The organism is Pseudomonas sp. RC4D1, from assembly GCF_018390395.1.
Lineage (GTDB): Bacteria > Pseudomonadota > Gammaproteobacteria > Pseudomonadales > Pseudomonadaceae > Aquipseudomonas > Aquipseudomonas danubii.
The window spans coordinates 526,817-543,275 of record NZ_JAHBAW010000001.1 but is presented as its reverse complement, the minus strand read 5'-3'; the positions used below and the strand labels follow the sequence as shown (position 1 = coordinate 543,275).

15 protein-coding genes and 1 pseudogene are annotated in these 16,459 nt (G+C 63.2%); 10 read left to right on the top strand and 6 right to left on the bottom strand.

What is annotated here, in order from left to right:
• Positions 1 to 24: 24 nt before the first annotated feature.
• Positions 25 to 687 (top strand): GMP/IMP nucleotidase, encoded by a 663-nt coding sequence (gene yrfG, locus KHO49_RS02535; RefSeq protein WP_102862673.1) that lies wholly within the window; start codon positions 25 to 27, stop codon positions 685 to 687.
• Positions 688 to 748: 61 nt separating this feature from the next.
• On the opposite strand, the gene lysM is transcribed toward yrfG, so the two are convergent.
• Positions 749 to 1,189 carry a peptidoglycan-binding protein LysM gene (gene lysM / locus KHO49_RS02530; protein ID WP_102862672.1) on the bottom strand — a complete coding sequence of 147 codons (441 nt, stop codon included), beginning with the start codon at positions 1,187 to 1,189 and terminating at the stop codon, positions 749 to 751.
• 136 nt (positions 1,190 to 1,325) lie between these two features.
• On the opposite strand from lysM, the gene KHO49_RS02525 reads away from it, so the two are divergent.
• The 4 genes and pseudogenes from KHO49_RS02525 to KHO49_RS02515 all read left to right on the top strand — a co-directional run bounded on the left by KHO49_RS02525 (position 1,326) and on the right by KHO49_RS02515 (position 5,613).
• A complete protein-coding gene (locus tag KHO49_RS02525) occupies positions 1,326 to 2,213 on the top strand; it encodes a LysR family transcriptional regulator (RefSeq protein WP_102862671.1) in 888 nt (295 codons plus the stop codon).
• Positions 2,214 to 2,394: 181 nt separating this feature from the next.
• Positions 2,395 to 2,487: pseudogene (locus KHO49_RS30995) on the top strand (formate dehydrogenase accessory sulfurtransferase FdhD); the annotation flags it as partial.
• A gap of 4 nt (positions 2,488 to 2,491) precedes the next feature.
• Positions 2,492 to 4,840, top strand: a complete 2,349-nt coding sequence (locus KHO49_RS02520; protein ID WP_213664561.1) for an FdhF/YdeP family oxidoreductase — start codon at positions 2,492 to 2,494, stop codon at positions 4,838 to 4,840.
• A gap of 299 nt (positions 4,841 to 5,139) precedes the next feature.
• Positions 5,140 to 5,613: a glycine zipper domain-containing protein gene (locus KHO49_RS02515; RefSeq protein ID WP_102862669.1), complete on the top strand. Its 474-nt coding sequence runs from the start codon at positions 5,140 to 5,142 to the stop codon at positions 5,611 to 5,613.
• 179 nt (positions 5,614 to 5,792) lie between these two features.
• On the opposite strand, the gene KHO49_RS02510 is transcribed toward KHO49_RS02515, so the two are convergent.
• The 4 genes from KHO49_RS02510 to KHO49_RS02495 form a co-directional block, all read right to left on the bottom strand.
• Entirely contained in the window at positions 5,793 to 6,227 is a 435-nt protein-coding gene (locus tag KHO49_RS02510; RefSeq protein ID WP_102862668.1) for an acyl-CoA thioesterase, read from the bottom strand.
• 112 nt (positions 6,228 to 6,339) lie between these two features.
• Positions 6,340 to 8,274, bottom strand: a complete 1,935-nt coding sequence (locus tag KHO49_RS02505; protein WP_123391778.1) for a RecQ family ATP-dependent DNA helicase — start codon at positions 8,272 to 8,274, stop codon at positions 6,340 to 6,342.
• Between the two features lie 171 nt (positions 8,275 to 8,445).
• Positions 8,446 to 9,576, bottom strand: coding sequence for a polysaccharide deacetylase family protein (locus KHO49_RS02500; RefSeq protein WP_213664560.1), 1,131 nt, complete (start codon positions 9,574 to 9,576; stop codon positions 8,446 to 8,448).
• A gap of 67 nt (positions 9,577 to 9,643) precedes the next feature.
• Entirely contained in the window at positions 9,644 to 10,816 is a 1,173-nt protein-coding gene (locus KHO49_RS02495; protein WP_213664559.1) for a tetratricopeptide repeat protein, read from the bottom strand.
• 233 nt (positions 10,817 to 11,049) lie between these two features.
• Here KHO49_RS02495 and KHO49_RS02490 point away from each other — a divergent pair, with 233 nt between their 5' ends.
• From KHO49_RS02490 to KHO49_RS02470, 5 genes are all read left to right on the top strand, one after another.
• Positions 11,050 to 11,403, top strand: coding sequence for a DUF1493 family protein (locus tag KHO49_RS02490; protein WP_213664558.1), 354 nt, complete (start codon positions 11,050 to 11,052; stop codon positions 11,401 to 11,403).
• Positions 11,404 to 11,538: 135 nt separating this feature from the next.
• Positions 11,539 to 12,033, top strand: a complete 495-nt coding sequence (locus tag KHO49_RS02485; protein ID WP_110595325.1) for a helix-turn-helix domain-containing protein — start codon at positions 11,539 to 11,541, stop codon at positions 12,031 to 12,033.
• Positions 12,030 to 13,301: a type II toxin-antitoxin system HipA family toxin gene (locus KHO49_RS02480; protein WP_213664557.1), complete on the top strand. Its 1,272-nt coding sequence runs from the start codon at positions 12,030 to 12,032 to the stop codon at positions 13,299 to 13,301. The genes KHO49_RS02485 and KHO49_RS02480 overlap by 4 nt, the downstream gene beginning before the upstream one ends.
• 62 nt (positions 13,302 to 13,363) lie before the next feature.
• The gene (locus KHO49_RS02475) at positions 13,364 to 14,218 is read left to right on the top strand and encodes an EamA family transporter (RefSeq protein WP_181433902.1); all 855 of its coding nucleotides are present in this window, start codon (positions 13,364 to 13,366) and stop codon (positions 14,216 to 14,218) included.
• Positions 14,219 to 14,416: 198 nt separating this feature from the next.
• Positions 14,417 to 14,695, top strand: a complete 279-nt coding sequence (locus KHO49_RS02470) for a hypothetical protein (RefSeq protein ID WP_213664556.1) — start codon at positions 14,417 to 14,419, stop codon at positions 14,693 to 14,695.
• A gap of 72 nt (positions 14,696 to 14,767) precedes the next feature.
• Here the strand turns inward: KHO49_RS02470 and KHO49_RS02465 are convergent, their stop codons facing one another.
• A complete protein-coding gene (locus KHO49_RS02465) occupies positions 14,768 to 16,312 on the bottom strand; it encodes a phosphoenolpyruvate carboxykinase (RefSeq protein WP_102882178.1) in 1,545 nt (514 codons plus the stop codon).
• Positions 16,313 to 16,459: the final 147 nt, after the last annotated feature.

Sequence of the window (16,459 nt, the reverse complement as noted above, 5' to 3'; positions counted from 1 at the left end):
TTCTTACCGCTGGAGAAGTGTTCAATGGCCCTGCTGCCCTGGTGCGATATCGATACCGTCCTGCTGGATATGGACGGCACCCTGCTGGACCTGCACTACGACAACCACTTCTGGATGGAACACTTGCCCCAGCGTTACGCCGAATTGCACGGGGTCAGCCGGACCATGGCCGAGCTGGAACTGCAACCGCTGTTCGAACGCAACGCCGGCCAGTTGCAGTGGTATTGCCTGGATTTCTGGAGTACCGAGCTCAAACTCTCGGTGCGTGAACTGAAACTGGAGACGGCTCACCTGATCGCCCTGCGACCGGATGCCGACACCTTTCTCGCGGCGATAAAAAAGGCCGGCAAGCGGGTGATCCTGATCACCAACGCTCATCGTGATTCCTTGTCATTGAAGCTGGAACGGATCGAGCTGGCGCCTTACTTCGAGCGCCTGATCAGTTCCCACGACTACGGGTTCCCCAAGGAGAATCCACAGTTCTGGGATGCACTGCAGGCCGATATTCAGTTCGATCCGGCCCGCAGCCTGTTTATCGACGACACCCTGCCGATTCTGCGCAGCGCGCGGGATTTCGGCGTAGCGCAGTTGCTCGCGGTGAGCCAGCCAGACAGCCGCAAAGGGCCGAAGGATACGGCGGAGTTCGCGGCGGTGGGAGATTACCGGGAACTGATCGAAGGGCTGTGAAAGCCTTCGCGGGCGATCCCGCTCCGGCACTGGGAGCGGCATCGCCGGCGAAGAGGGTCGATCATTCAGGGATGCGCAACACCTGGCCCGGGTAGATCTTGTCCGGGTGGGACAGCAGCGGCTTGTTGGCCTCGAAGATCTTGTTGTACTTGTTGGCGTCACCGTATTGCACCTTGGCGATGGCGCTCAGGGTATCGCCCTTCTTCACGGTGACGAACACCGCAGAAACCACCACGGGACCGGTCACCGTAATCTGGTCCTCGACACTGCTGACACCGGCGATGTTGCCCAGGGCCAGAAGGATTTTTTCCTTCTCTTCCTGGCTCGCCACTTCACCGCTGACGATCACCTTGTCGCCTTCCACCGTGGCATGGACATTGGGATTGCCCAGGCCGACCTTTTCGATGTGCTCCTTGAGCTGCTCGCTGGCATTGGCATTGCCCGGGGTCAGCAGGTCGATCAGTTTTTCACCGGCTTCTTTCACAAAGCTGAAAATGCTCATGTCGCACACTCCTTGGTTGATAGATCCAGACGCGAAAGACTAGACCAGCCTGGAACAATGAGGTTCCCGGGCGACCAATGACCCAAGGCCCAGCCACCACGGTAGAATCCCGGCCTTTTGCCGCTCCGGAGCGAAGATGGACCTCAAGCAGCTGAAATTCCTCATCGCCCTCGACGAAACCCGCCACTTCGGCCAGGCCGCCGCGCGCTGCCATATCACCCAGCCAACCCTGTCCATGCGCCTGCGCAGCCTCGAGGAAGAACTCGACCTGCCCCTGGTCAACCGTGGCCAGCGCTTCGAAGGCTTTACCGCTCCTGGCGAACGGGTGCTGGCCTGGGCCCGGAGCGTCATGACCGCCTATGACGGCTTGCTGGCAGAGGCCGCCGCGTGCCGGGGCAATCTGGTGGGCACCCTGCGCCTGGGGGTGGTGCCGCTGTCGAGCTTCGACCCTCTGCCGTTGATGCAGCGCCTGCATGCCGAACACCCGAACCTGCGCTTCGAACTCTCGTCACTGAGCTCGGAGCAGATCCTCGAACAGTTGGCGAGCAATCGTCTGGACCTGGGCGTGTCCTACCTGGATCGCCTGGACAGCGAGCACTTCGACTTCCTGACCCTGGACCCGACCCACATGGGCCTGCTCTATGACCAGCGGTATTTCAGCTTCGGCGAACAGCCCCTGAGCTGGGAGGCGCTGATCGAGTTGCCCCTGGGCCTGCTCACCAGCGGCATGCACTTTCGCCAGTCCATCGACCACCACTTCCACATTCGCGGGCTGCAGCCGCAACCGGTACTGCAGACCGACGCCGTCCATCAATTACTGCGCATGGTCCACGGCGGCCTGTGCTGCGCAGTGATGCCCCTGGACAGCGGCCTGGAGATCGTCACCGAACACTTGCGCCTGCATCCCATCGCCGACGCCCAGACCCTGGCCCGCCTGGGCCTGATCATGCGCCGCAGCGCGCCGCGCTCAGCCCTGGCGCAAGCCTGCTTTACCCTCTACCAGGAATCCTTCAGCCCTTCTTGATCGACGCCATCTATCAATAGATCAGTACTAGCAATTAGACGCGACACAATGCCGCGCTTAGTCTTGGGACCCGATGGCCGCTGGTCCCTCATTCAATGCCAGCCCCGGCAACTCCCGCCCTCGCGCTCGGCGCCAGCCAGACCCACAGACGCCTTGAGCGCCCGCCAGCGCAGACACCCGCCAGGCCGGGCAATGGCCGCGTCATCACCGCCTCAACCTTGTCCACCTGCCGCAGAACCGTGCGCCGCGGGTCCACAGCCCCGCGATGGAGAACCCCTGTGAGTACACACAACCAAGCCGATCAGACACCCGTTACCCGCTACAAGCCTTACAAGGGCCCGGCCGGTGGCTGGGGTGCCCTGATCAGCGTGGCCCAGGCCTGGCTGACCAGCGACAACGCCCTGAAGAACATCCGCATGATGCTCAAGACCAACCAGAACGGCGGCTTCGACTGCCCGGGCTGCGCCTGGGGCGATTCGCCGGAAAGCGGCATGGTCAAATTCTGCGAGAACGGCGCCAAGGCGGTGAACTGGGAAGCCACCAAGCGCCGGGTAGACGCGGCCTTCTTCGCCAAGCACAGCGTCACCTCCCTGCTGGAACAAAGTGATTACTGGCTGGAGTACCAGGGCCGGCTGACCGAGCCGATGCGCTACAACGCCGAGACCGACCGCTACCAACCCATCAGCTGGGAAAACGCCTTCAGCCTGATCGCCAAGCACCTGCGCAACTTGCCCAGCCCGGACATGGCCGAGTTCTACACCTCGGGCCGGGCCAGCAACGAAGCGGCGTACCTGTATCAACTGTTCGTACGCGCCTACGGCACCAACAACTTCCCCGACTGTTCGAACATGTGCCACGAGGCCAGCGGCGTAGCCCTGGCGCAAAGCGTCGGGGTCGGCAAAGGCACCGTGACCTTCGACGATTTCGAACACGCGGACGCGATTTTCGTCTGGGGCCAGAACCCCGGCACCAACCACCCGCGGATGCTCGAACCGCTGCGCGAAGCGGTGAAACGCGGCGCCCAAGTGGTGTGCATCAACCCGCTGAAAGAGCGTGGCTTGGAACGCTTCCAGCATCCGCAGAACCCGCTCGAAATGCTCACCAACGGCAATCGCCCGACCAACACCGCCTACTTCCGCCCGGCCCTGGGCGGCGACATGGCGCTGCTGCGCGGCATGGCCAAGTTCCTCCTGCAATGGGAACGCGATGCGCAGAAAGCCGGCGCAGAATCGGTGTTCGACCACGACTTCCTCAATGCCCACACCGCCAACGTCCTCGATTACCTGGGCACCCTCGACGACACCCCTTGGGAGCAGATCGTCGAGCAGTCCGGCCTGACCCTGGTGGAAATCGAGCAGGCAGCGCGCATGTACGCCAAGGGCAAGAACGTGATCATGTGCTGGGCCATGGGCATCACCCAGCACCGCCACTCGGTGCCGACCATCCAGGAAATCGCCAACCTGATGCTGCTGCGGGGCAACGTCGGCAAGCCCGGCGCCGGGCTATGCCCGGTGCGTGGCCACAGCAACGTGCAGGGCGACCGCACCATGGGCATCAACGAGCGCCCGCCGGTGGCCTTCCTCGATGCACTGGAGCGGCGCTTCCAGTTCAAAGTGCCGCGCGACAACGGCCACAACGTGGTCGAGGCGATCCACGCCATGCTCGAAGGCCGCTCCAAGGTGTTCATCGGCCTGGGCGGCAACTTTGCCCAGGCCACCCCGGACAGCCCGCGGACCTTCCAGGCCCTGAGCAATTGCGACCTCACCGTGCAGATCAGCACCAAGCTCAACCGCAGCCACCTGGCCCACGGCAAGGACGCGCTGATCCTGCCGTGCCTGGGTCGCACCGACATCGACCTGCAGGCCGGCGGCCCGCAAGCGGTGACCGTGGAAGACTCCTTCAGCATGGTCCACGCCTCCAACGGCCAATTGCAGCCACTGTCGTCGCAGATGCGCTCCGAGCCGTGGATCGTTGCGGGCATGGCTGCCGCGACCCTGGGCAGCCAGCCGGTGGACTGGAACTGGCTGGCGGCGGATTACGGGCGTATCCGCGACCTGATCGCCGATACCATTCCCGGCTTCAAGGACTTCAATGAACGACTCAAGCACCCGGGCGGTTTCTACCTGGGCAACAGCGCCGGTTCGCGCCAGTGGAACACCCCTTCGGGCCGGGCCAATTTCCGCGCCAACCTGCTGCCCAAGGACCTGATCCACGAACGCACCCGGGCCACCGGCCAACTGCCGGACCTGATCCTGCAGTCCATGCGTTCCCACGATCAGTACAACACCACCATCTACGGCCTCGATGACCGCTACCGCGGGGTCAAGGGCCAGCGCGACGTGCTGTTCGCCAACGAAGCGGACATCATCCGCCTGGGCTTCAAGCCGGGGCAGAAAGCCGACATCGTTTCCCTGTGGGATGACGGCCGCGAGCGTCGGGTCAAGGGCTTCACCTTGCTGGCCTTCGACATCCCGGCCGGCCAGGCTGCAGCCTACTACCCGGAAGTGAACCCGCTGGTGCCCCTGGAAAGCACCGGCGACGGCAGCCACACCCCGACGTCCAAGTTCATCGCCATCCGCCTTGAGGCGGCCAGCGACAACGGCCTGATCATGGCTCGCTCGGCCTGATTCATGAGTTGAGGGCCTCTGCGCTGGCAAGCCAGCTCCTACAGTTAGCGCGTGAATCGTAGGAGCCGGCTTGCCGGCGAAAGCCGCTGCGCAGCCTCGAACCGCAGGCACAAAAAAGGCCGCTTTGTTAACAAAGCGGCCATTCCGAAGTAGCTAAAGACCGGCGAAATTCACTTAAGTTCCACAATAAAAACAGTAAGTTACGAGATTGTGTACAACTCGTGCTATTCGTCGGATTTCGTTTGTAAGCGGCGTGGCCCGGCCTCAGGATCGCGCCGTCATCCCTTTGAGGCTCCTGTATGAAGTTCTCCTCGATTCTCTTGTTGTCCCTTGGCCTGGTCAGCGGCGTTGCCTCTGCCGGTGGCACCGTTGAAGCCGGTGTGGGCGGCGCATTGGGTGGGGTTCTAGGCTCGGTGGTCGGTCAGCAGATCGGCGGCAACACCGGTTCGGCCATTGGTGCGGCCCTGGGCGGTGCCGGCGGTAGCGCGGTGGGTGCGGACAAACGCAGCCGTGGCCAGGCAGCCATTGGTGGCGCCCTGGGCGCAGCCGGCGGCAACGTGGTAGGCCGCAGCATGGGCGGCAATACCGGCAGCCTGATCGGCGCCGCGGCAGGCGGTGGCGCCGGCGGTGCACTGGGCAATTACATGGGCAACGAAAGCGCCCGGGAAGATCGCGACTACCGTGGTCGCGATGACCGCCGCTACTACCGCGACGGCCACCGTGGCCGTGGCCATGCCTACGGGCATCGCAAGCACCGTCACTATCGCGACTGACCCCCCGCCCTGTAGCCGCTGCCGCAGGCTGCGCACGTGGCCGCAGGCCTCGCCAAGCCAGGCGCTGCGGCGGGTCAGTTGCCCCGTGGATTCAGGTTTGGCGTCTCCTGCGGAGCCGATCGCAGCCTTCGGCAGCGGCTACAAGTGCCAGTGCCGGGGTTGAGATCGAGTATCGAAGTTCACGCCAGCAGCAGGCGCTCCAGAGCCGCTCGCAATGCGGGCGGAATCGGCACCGGCTGGTTCGACCGCCGATCGACGAATACATGGACGAAACGGCCAGCCGCACAGGCATCCGCCTCTCCCGCCTTGAACACCGCCAGCTCGTACTGCACCGAACTGTTGCCCAGCTTGCCGACCCGCAGGCCGATCTCGATACGTTCGGGAAAGGCGATGGACGCAAAGTAGTCGCAGGCCGAGCTGACCACGAATCCCACCACCTCGCCATCATGGATATCCAGGCCGCCCTGTTCGATCAGGTAGGTGTTCACCGCCGTGTCGAAGAAGCTGTAGTAGGTGACGTTATTCACATGGCCGTAGACGTCGTTGTCGTGCCAGCGGGTGATGATCGGCTGGAAGTGGCGATAGTCGCCACGTTGCGGCATAGGCTCGGACATCGGGGCTCTCTCCCTTGGATTGAAGGCCGGGCGATCGGTTGATCGCCCGGCATTTCACCGCAGACAGCCAAGCCTGGGCAAACCCTTTTGCGTCCATTGCGCCGGTGACTTGTCAGGCGACCAGATGAGCCTCGCACCACTCACGCACGGCAGCGTATGGATAGTCCTCCAGTGCCGCGAACCCGGGAATGCTGCGGGCCTTGAGCTTGGTGAACAAAGGCACGCTGATGCCGCAGAGAAAGCGCGTCAGCCGCTCTGCGCCCGGCACATCGCCGGTGTGCTGCTGATGCCTGTGGATAAAATCGCCGCACAACCCGTTGAAGTTTTTATCCACAAGTGCGGGCAACGCGGGTGGCTCCGGCAGTCGTGCCACCTGGCCGTGACAGACCGAGCAATGCCCACAACGCTGAGGCGCCTGATCGTCACCAAAATACTGCGCCAGGCGTTGCCCAAGGCACTGCTCGGTGGCGAACAGGTCGAGCATGGCGTGAATCCGCGCTATTTCGCTGCCCTCGTGCCGGGTGAAATAAGCATGCAGATCCGTGCTCAAGGCAGCGGCATCGAAGTCGGTTTGCAGCAGGCTGTAGACCTCGGTCATCTGCTTGCTTTCCAGCTCCACCCAACCCTTCTCCTGGAAATAATCCAGGGCCTTGACCACCCGGTTGCGCGGCGCCTGGTACTGCTCGTAGAGCGCGTCGAAATTCACCGTGGCCCAGGTCCTGGCCCGGCTGGAGGTGTTGATGATGGCCTGGACAAAGTCCCGGCGCTCGCCTTCGAAACGCGCCAGCAAGGCCTCGGGTTCCAGCAGCAACTTGAAGCGGTACTCGGCGAAGTAGGCATAGCGTGGGGCGATCAGGCCCCGCAGTTCCAACTGCACCAACAGGGTCTTGAGCGGCAACTGGCGGATGTTGCTCTGGTCCGCCAGGGGCCCGAGCAGGAACTCCCACTGCCCTTCCGGCGCCGACGCCTGCAACTCATCCAGCACGCAACGGATGCCGCTCAGCTCCGGGGTGTCGCCGTAAACGAAATTCTCCAGCACGTTGAGGCTGTCGCGGTTGGCCAGCACCAGGCAGTCCGAAGGCTGGCCGTCGCGCCCGGCGCGGCCGATCTCCTGGCTGTAGTTCTCGATGGACTTGGGCAGATCGAAGTGCACCACGTTGCGGATGTCGCTCTTGTCGATGCCCATGCCGAAGGCGATGGTGGCGACGATGCAGTTACTGCGCCCTTCCATGAACCGGCGCTGGATCGACTCGCGCTGCTCGTGGGGCAGACCGGCGTGGTAGGCCTCGGCGGCGATACCCTGGCGGCTCAAGTGCTCGGCGATCTGTTCGGCGGTCTTTTGCAGGGTCACGTAGACAATGCTTGGCTGCCCGGCCCGTTCACCCATCCACTGCACCAGGCGCCGGCGCTTGTCCGCGCCGCGCACCGGCTCCACCAGCAGGTTGAGGTTGGGCCGGTAGAAGCCGGTGGTCACCACGTCGGCAGCATCAATGGCGAACTTGGCCTGCATGTCGGCGATCACCTTGGGCGTCGCCGTGGCCGTCAGCAGCAGGGCCTGGGGAATGTTGAACTGGCGCTGGTAGTCCGGCAGTTTCAGGTAGTCGGGACGGAAGTTGTGGCCCCATTCGGAGATGCAGTGAGCCTCGTCCACCACCAGCAGGGAGATGGGCACCTGCTGCAAGAAATTGCGGAAGCGCTCGTTCTTCAAACGCTCCACCGAGATCATCAGGATCTTCAGTTCACCGGAGCGGGCCCGGGCCATGACGTCATTGGCTGCATCGCGGCTCTGGGCCGAATCAATGCTGGCGGCGGCAATGCCATGACGCTGGAGAAAGGCCAACTGATCCTGCATCAACGCCAGCAGCGGCGAGACCACCAGAGTCAGGTGCGGCAGCAGCAAGGCCGGCAATTGGTAGCACAGGGACTTGCCGGAGCCGGTGGGAAAGATCGCCGCCGCCGAGCGCCCAGCCAGCACCGCACTGACAGCGGCCTCCTGACCCGGACGAAACTGTGGATAACCGAAGACCTGTTCGAGGGTGCTGTGCATAAGGGTCACTCCTTTGACCGCTGACCTGTCCTTGAAGACTAGTGGCACAGGTCGGCGGTTCGAGAAAAGGTCGCGGGAAAACAGATACCGGATGATACCGGGCGGGAGCACTTTCACCGGTAAGCCGGCTCCTACCCAGGAGTCGGCTTACCGACGATAGGGAGCCTGGGCCTAGCGCAAGGTTCGGCAGTCCAGCCATCGCACACCATTGTGCCGATTGGCCTCAAGCAGTGCCGGCACCGCCTGGGCGGCCTTGGCGTGGGTGTCATGGAACAGGATGATGCCGCGCCGCCAGAGCAGCATCAGGGTCTGCACCCGCTGGGCTGCGGCTGCGGCGCTGACCTTTTTGCTCCAGTCCTGGGAGTCGATGTTCCACAGCATCAGTTGCAGCCCCTGGGCCTTGAAGAAGTCGGCACTGTCAGCGCGTCGCTGCCCATAGGGCGGACGAAACAGCGGCTGGTATTCATCCGCCAGAGTGCGGTTGGCCAGGTTTGCGCTGTGGATCACCGAATGCTGCCACTCGCTCCACGAGGCGTGGGATTTGTGTTCCCAACCGTGTACGCCCACACACTGGCCATCGTACAACTGGCGCATCTGCCCTGCCGAAGATTGACTCAGGCGCGCCTGAAACGAGTCCCCCAGAACAAAGAACAGGCTATGCAGATCCTTGGATCGCAGCACATCGATCAGTTGATCGGTATGCCCACCCCGCAGGCTCGGCCCGTCATCGAAGGTCAGCAGAAACTCCCGGTCCGCCAGCTCGTCCCCCAGGCGTTCCGTCGGCCCCATGCGCTGGATCTCGCTGCTGACGATGGGGAACAGCGCCGCCAGGCGCAGTTGCTCGTTCAGGTACAGCTGATGAAACCGGGTGCTGGCCTCGGCCCACGCCCCATAAGTGGATTTACTCTCCCCGGTAAAACTGGCCACCAGTTGCCGCAGCTCACCGAGATTGCGTACAGGGAGGCAGAACGGCGTACCTTCACAGTCCCGGCTGGCCAAGCGGTAGTTGTTCAACAGCAACTCCCAGAAGCGCTGGCGCACCTGATTCACTGACTTCAGATCCAGTTGCCTGACTCCTAGCCGCTGCTTCAAGGCTTGTTCGTCCAAGGCTTCGCTGGCCAGCAGCGCTTTGCCGAACATCAGAATCTCGCCCCGTGAGGCAGTGTCGAATTCCGCCGTGCTGGTCAGGGCATTCGGCCAGCCACTGCGGTCGATGGTGGCGAACACCTGCGGCCCGGCCGCCCGGGCCACGCCGCTGGACAGACACAGCGCCAGCAGCCAGGGGAGAACACCAATTCGCATACCAACCTCCATAAATGCACAACGCGCCACTGTCGGCGCGTTGTGGAGATAACTTCTGCCTGTGTGATCAGCGGTTTTGCAGCCGCTCAATGGCCTTGTCATACACCGGGTTGGCCTTTTGTTCCCGGGCTTTGTGGTAGTGCTCAAGCGCCATGGCCAACTGCCCGGCGTCTTCATAGATGCGCGCCATGTCGTAGTAGGCACTGGCGCGAATGGTCGATGCGGCCGGGCCACTGGCCAGGGCGATGGCCTTGCGGTCCGCGGCTATGGCGTCGTCGGGGCGGCTGTTCTTGCGATTGGCCAGGGCCAGGTTGCTGTAGGCCTGGGCAAAGCCCGGGTCGAGCTCGATGGCTTCGCTGTAGAGGATCCGCGCCCCGCCGAAATCACCCTTGCGGTAGGACTCCTCGCCCTTAAGGTTGAGGCTCTTGGCATCCACCGGCCCGAAGTCCGCGCCCACCACTTCATCGATGGACTTGGCATTTTCCAGCAGCGGGTCGAGCGCGCTCATGACCGATTCCGGCTCCTCGCTGCCTAGCAGCAGCCGATCGATATCCTGCAGGCGGCCATCGGCGGTCAGGCGAAACACCACCCACAGATTGCCCTTGCGGTTCTGCGGCACGCGGTAGCTGCGGATCAGCGCAGGGCCTTTATAGACAAAGACCCGCGCCTGGCTGCGGCCCAGGCGCAACGCTTCGTAGCTGGTGCTGTTGGTGAAGTCGTGCACGGCAAAGACGTAGGCGTCGCCCGGCACACGCTCGTCGATGGTGATGGTTTCCGGGCGGCTGCTGTCGCTGCTGTCCGATTCCAGGCGAGCTCCGGGCCCCTTGCCGGTGGCGAAGTACAACAGCTTGTGGGGATAACTCAGATGGGCATCGAGGTCCTCCCCCGGCGCGCTCCAGCTCAGCACTATTCGCAGGCTTTCCGGGTTGTCCAGCAGCGGACTCAGGGCGTAATTCAACCCCTGGCACGGGCACTTGACCCGCAGGTCGGCGTAGCCGGCTTTACGGATCAGCAGCTCACTGGCCGGCGAATCGGCCACCTGGGCCGTCAGGGTGACCCGGCCCTGGGCATCGGTGCTGCCTGCAACCTGAGTCGCGCCCTGTTGCACCTGCACCTGGGCATCGGCCAGCGGCGCGCCCTTGGCCAGCGCATCCAGCACCTGGATCGACAGCGCCTGAGCCTGTACCGAGCTCGCCAGCATCCCTAGCCACAACAGCGCCGCGAGGCGAAAAAAAGCCATAACAAAATCCCTGTAAATAAGGGTGACCGGGCCTCTGCCCCGGCCCACCAGCCAGCGGCGAACCATACACAGTTTTGCCCGCCAATGCTCGGTCCAACCAGGGAAATACCGGGCAAAAAAACAGTGCCAATCTCTCGAAATGGCCCGCTGGCGCAACCACTTGGTGACTTGCAACTCAGCCGGAGAATCACCGTACACTCCACCTTCTCAAACGCCGCAAGTGAACTCCGATCATGCACCTGGCCCCCGGCTTTCCCGACGACGCCACCATGCGCCAACTGCTGCAGTTGCTGCATGAAGAAATCGGCCTGCCAGAGCGCAAGACCCTGCGCCTGAGCACCGCCATCAACCTCGACCTGGGCTGCGACGGCGCCGATGCCCGGCATTTGCTGCAGGCCCTGGAAGAGCAGTTCGTGATCGATTTTGTCGACTTCGACAGCTATCGCTACTTCCAGCCAGAAGGCCTCGACCCATTTCAGAAACGCCGGGCCAAGGGCCGGGGCGACAAGGTGCCGCTGACCATCGGCATGCTGTACCAGGCGATCAGGCAACAGCGCTGGGATACCCAGGTACTGGAAGCGCTCTAACCCCGGCAGGGTCAAATCCAACCTCGAACAACATCCGCGGCAGCGCCCTGACCCGCCCGGGAACGAACTGGCGCACCCGCAATTAAGTGCTAATATTCTGGCAGTTTTAGTTAGAAAACCCCGGAATAATGGCACATGGCTAAGAAGACCGCCCCACTCCTGCCCGCCACAAGCAAGCTGCTGGATGCCTTTGGCGAACGCCTGAAACTGGCTCGGCTGCGGCGCAAGCTGACCGCCAAGCAAGTGGCCGAACGCGCGGGCATGTCACTGACCACACTGCGCTCCCTGGAATCGGGCGGGTCCGGCGTGACCATGGGGGCCTACCTGTCGGTGATGCAGGTGCTGGGGCTGGAAAGAGATCTGGAGCAACTGGCAGCCCGCGATGAACTGGGCCGCCAGTTGCAAGATGCCCGGCTCTTGCCGGGAGACAACAACGCGCCAGGCAAAGCGCGCCGGCCCCCCAGCCTGCGTTCGGCCAAGGCGCCTGCTGCCGGCCTGACCCTGCATGAAGCCGCGGCCGAACCGATCCTCCCTGCGCCGCCCTCGGCGGACTTCCCGATCAATACCCAGTCGCTGAGCAGCCTGCTGCAGCCCGCGAAAAAGCCCGCGCCAAGGATGGATGAGCCATGACCCTGATCGCCGTCTATGCCGATTGGGAGTCTTTGGGCGGGCCAAGGCGACTGGGCTGGCTGCATGTCGGGACCGTCCGCGCTGCCAGCGTCTTCGAGTTCGAATATGACCCTGCCGCGCTGCTCGATCCCGAGCTGACCCGCATTGCCCTGGACCCGCGCATCGGGCGATTCGCCGGCCGGCAATTCAGCGGCCAGCAGCAAAACCGCTTTGGCGTGTTTGCCGACTCAAGCCCCGATCGCTGGGGCCATCTGCTGATGCAACGCCGGCTGGAACGGGACATCCGCGAAGGCCTGGCGCCTGCCGGCACCCGCCTGCAGGACGCCGACCTGCTGCTGGGCGTGCACGATCTGTATCGCGTCGGCGCCCTACGCTACCGCCTCGATGACCAAGGCCCGTTCCTGGATGATCGCAACGGCCTCGCGGCGCCACCCTTCGTCGAACTGCGGGCCCTGGAACAGGCCAGCCGCGCCCTGGAAAATGATCCGCACAACAGCGCCGCCGACGGCGGCCAATGGTTACGCATGCTGATAGCACCGGGGGGATCACTGGGCGGTGCCCGCCCCAAAGCCAGCGTCGCCGACGACAAGGGCCACCTGTGGATCGCCAAGTTTCCCAGCGTCCGCGACGAACATGACGTCGGCGCCTGGGAGATGCTGCTCAACGCCCTGGCCAGCCACTGCGGCTTGCGGGTTCCCGAGGCCATGGCGCAACGCTTCGCCAGCGACCAGCACTGTTTCATGGTCAAGCGCTTCGACCGCACCGAAGCGGGCGGCCGGCTGCACTTTGCCTCGGCCATGACCCTCACCGATCGCAGCGACGGCGACGACGCCTCCACCGGCGCCAGCTACCTGGAACTGGCCGAAGTACTGATCGCCCACGGCGCGCAAACCCGTACCGACCTGCGTGAACTGTGGTCGCGCATGGTCTTCAACCTGCTGGTGTCCAACAGCGACGACCACCTGCGCAACCATGGCTTCATGCTCGAACCCGGACGCGGCTGGCGCCTGTCCCCGGCCTACGACATGAACCCCTGCGCCCACGCCAACGGGCTGAAACTCAACATCAGCGAAGCCGACAATGCGCTGGACCTTGATCTGGCAAGGGAAGTAGCGGCATATTTCCGCCTCGGTCGTGCAGAGGCAGAAGGCATCATCGAACACTGCCAGAGCGTGGTTCGCCAATGGCCCACCCTGGCCCAGGCCCTGGGGCTGTCCCGGCGTGAACAAGAACGCATGGCCCCGGCGTTTCGACTCGCACAGCAGTAAACAGCACGGCCGTTGGACTCCGCCAAGCCGTCAATCGACAAGGACAGTCAGTGGACGTATTGATGGGCTTGCTCGCCGCCCTGCTCTGGGGCGGCACCGATTTTCTCGTGGGGCTCAACGTCCGCGCCGTGGGCGTGAAACGGGCAGTGTTCTTCAGCCAGAGCCTGGGGTTCATCCTGATGAGCCTGCTGCTGGTGATCTTTCCCGCCATCCTCTACAAGGCCCTGGCCGCGCCCGCGCAAGTCTGGCTGATGGGCGTGGTCGCCGCAGCCTTTACCGTCTCCGGCGCCCTGGCCCTGGGCAAGGCGTTCGCCCTGGGCAAAGCCTCCATCGTCGCCCCACTGGTGACCTCCTACGGCGTGGTCACCACCCTGCTGTCCTGGGCCAGCGGCGAACAGATCAGCCTGCTGCAACTCATGTGCATCCTGTTGTGCGTGATCGGCGTCATCCTCTCCAGCCTGCACTCGGACAGCAAACTGCCCCACAGCACCGCCGCCGGCCGCTCGATCTTCTTCGCCCTGCTCTCGGCCGTTCTGTACGGCACCAGCTTCTGGCTACAGGGCCGCTACACCCTGCCGCAACTGGGGCCGATCAGCATGCTCTGGCTGGGCTACGCGGTGGGCAGCGGCGTGATGCTGCTGATGGTGCTCAAAGTCGTGGACGGGCTGAAGATCCCGCCGCTGAAGAACTGCGGCCTGCTGGCCTCCACCAGCCTGATGAACCTGGGCGCCTTCTTCGCCTTTTCCTGGGGCGCCATGAGCGGCTCGGTGTCGGTGGTGACGGTGATCAGCACCCTGTCCGGCGGCATCGCTGCGGTGCTGGGCTATGTGTTCTTCAAGGAACGGCTGACGGCGGTGCAAGTGACCGGCGTGGTGCTGGTGTTGCTCGGGGCGTTGGTGTTGCACCTGAAGACGTGAAGCGAACGGCTATTCGCAGCCCATAAAAGACCTGCCCTACAGAGTGCGTCGAATTGGGCTGATGGAGCCCCCTGAGCGATCGAGCCTATAGTTCGGACATCGCTGAAAATTTCAGCGAGCGGGTTTGGTCACCCGAGAACAGCAAAACGCACCACTCCTCACGGGTGCATCTGTTTACGACCTAAAGCGACCCATACCATGAACGCAATGAACCTTGATCGAACCCGCTATCAACCGCTCAAGAGCAATTTCACCAACACTGCGGCCCTAGTAATCGATACTCAGGCCGATGCCCTGGACCTGCATAGCTGCGCAAGACAGCGCCTACGGGCGGCCTCCGACTTACTGGAAACCCTCACCTGCCTGAGCTTTGATCAGGCGGACAGCAAAGACACCACCCACGTCGTCAACGCGCTTTATCTGTTGGTGCAGGACGGCTGTGATCTGTTGGAACACGCCCACTTGCGCATGCCCTGAGCCGCTCCGATCTCAAATAGCAGGTACAAAAAAGCCGCCCCGAAGGGCGGCTTTTTCATGGCAGGTCGAAGCTTACAGCTTAGGACCGGCAGCCTTGATCGCGTCGCTCACGTCGAACTTCTTGAAGTTCTCGATGAACAGGCCGGCCAGAGCCTTGGCGGCTTCGTCGTAGGCCGCTTTGTCAGCCCAGGTGTTGCGTGGGTTGAGCAGGCCGGTTTCGACGCCCGGTACGGCTTTTGGCACGTCCAGGTTGATGATGTCCAGGTGTTCGGTCTCGGCACCGATCAGCGCGCCGCTCTGGATCGCTGCAATCACGCCACGGGTGGTGGGGATGTTGAAGCGTTTGCCCACGCCGTAGCCACCGCCGGTCCAGCCGGTGTTGACCAGGTAGACCTTGGAGCCGAAGCCGCGGATGCGCTTGATCAGCAGCTCGGCGTATTCGCCCGCCGGACGCGGGAAGAACGGGGCGCCGAAGCAGGTGGAGAAGGTCGACTTGATGCCCGAGCCCGAACCCATTTCAGTCGAGCCCACCAGCGCGGTGTAGCCAGACAGGAAGTGGTAGGCGGCTTGTTCTTCGCTGAGGATCGACACCGGTGGCAGTACGCCGGTCAGGTCGCAGGTCAGGAAGATCACGGCGTTAGGCTCGCCACCGAGGTTCTTCGGTGCGCGTTTTTCGATCAGCTCGCGCGGGTAAGCAGCGCGGCTGTTCTGAGTCAGGCTGTCGTCGGCGTAGTCGGCTTTCTTGGTGACCGGGTCGATCACCACGTTTTCCAGTACGGCGCCGTGCTGGATGGCTTTCCAGATCACCGGCTCGTTCTTTTCCGACAGGTCGATGCACTTGGCATAGCAACCGCCTTCGATGTTGAACACCACGCCCACGCCCCAGCCGTGTTCGTCGTCACCGATCAGGTAACGGCTTTCGTCGGCCGACAGGGTGGTCTTGCCGGTGCCCGACAGACCGAAGAACAGGGTCACGTCGCCGTCTTCGCCCATGTTGGCGGCGCAGTGCATCGGCAGTACGTCGGCAGCTGGCAGCAGGAAGTTCTGCACGGAGAACAGGGCTTTCTTCATTTCACCGGCGTAGCGCATGCCGGCGATCAGCACTTTCTTGGCCGCGAAGTTGAGGATCACGGTGCCGTCGGAGTTGGTGCCGTCGCGCTCAGGCTCGCAAACGAAGTTTGGCGCGTTGAGGATCTGCCACTCGTCCTTGCCACCGGCGTTGTACTGCTCGGGGTTGATGAACAGGCAACGGCCGAACAGGTTGTGCCAGGCAGTCTCGGTGGTCATTTTCACTGGCAGGTAGTGCGCCGGATCGGAACCTACATGCACGTGGGAAACAAAACGCTCGCGCTCGCCCAGGTAGGCTTCAACGCGGTCCCACAGGGCGTCGAACTTGGCCGCCGGGAACTTGCGGTTGATCGGGCCCCAGGCGATAGCGTCCTGGGTGGTGGGCTCTTCAACGATGAAACGGTCCACTGGCGAACGGCCGGTACGATGACCGGTGCGAACCACCAGAGCGCCGGTATCGGCCAGTTCGCCCTCACCGCGGTTCAGGGCTTCTTTGACCAGATCATCCACACTCAGATCGGTGTACACGGCGTTATTGGCTTGCGTCATGAGGTTCCCCGTCGGCCAGTGGCCGAGTGCTCCAAACGTTTTGTAGTAGAAACTCGCGCACTACTACCGCGAAAAAAGTGCGCCGGATTATGCCAGAAAAGCCCAAAAATAGTAGGGTCCTCCCGTCAGTACGGCGTAATTCCGGCG

Coding starts and splice junctions, on each gene's coding strand:
- KHO49_RS02470 (WP_213664556.1), top strand. CDS start 14,417: ATGAACGCAATGAACCTTGATCGAACCCGCTATCAACCGCTCAAGAGC.
- KHO49_RS02515 (WP_102862669.1), top strand. CDS start 5,140: ATGAAGTTCTCCTCGATTCTCTTGTTGTCCCTTGGCCTGGTCAGCGGC.
- KHO49_RS02495 (WP_213664559.1), bottom strand. CDS start 10,816: ATGGCTTTTTTTCGCCTCGCGGCGCTGTTGTGGCTAGGGATGCTGGCG.
- KHO49_RS02525 (WP_102862671.1), top strand. CDS start 1,326: ATGGACCTCAAGCAGCTGAAATTCCTCATCGCCCTCGACGAAACCCGC.
- KHO49_RS02465 (WP_102882178.1), bottom strand. CDS start 16,312: ATGACGCAAGCCAATAACGCCGTGTACACCGATCTGAGTGTGGATGAT.
- KHO49_RS02480 (WP_213664557.1), top strand. CDS start 12,030: ATGACCCTGATCGCCGTCTATGCCGATTGGGAGTCTTTGGGCGGGCCA.
- lysM (WP_102862672.1), bottom strand. CDS start 1,189: ATGAGCATTTTCAGCTTTGTGAAAGAAGCCGGTGAAAAACTGATCGAC.
- KHO49_RS02505 (WP_123391778.1), bottom strand. CDS start 8,274: ATGCACAGCACCCTCGAACAGGTCTTCGGTTATCCACAGTTTCGTCCG.
- KHO49_RS02490 (WP_213664558.1), top strand. CDS start 11,050: ATGCACCTGGCCCCCGGCTTTCCCGACGACGCCACCATGCGCCAACTG.
- KHO49_RS02500 (WP_213664560.1), bottom strand. CDS start 9,576: ATGCGAATTGGTGTTCTCCCCTGGCTGCTGGCGCTGTGTCTGTCCAGC.
- yrfG (WP_102862673.1), top strand. CDS start 25: ATGGCCCTGCTGCCCTGGTGCGATATCGATACCGTCCTGCTGGATATG.
- KHO49_RS02485 (WP_110595325.1), top strand. CDS start 11,539: ATGGCTAAGAAGACCGCCCCACTCCTGCCCGCCACAAGCAAGCTGCTG.
- KHO49_RS02510 (WP_102862668.1), bottom strand. CDS start 6,227: ATGTCCGAGCCTATGCCGCAACGTGGCGACTATCGCCACTTCCAGCCG.
- KHO49_RS02475 (WP_181433902.1), top strand. CDS start 13,364: ATGGGCTTGCTCGCCGCCCTGCTCTGGGGCGGCACCGATTTTCTCGTG.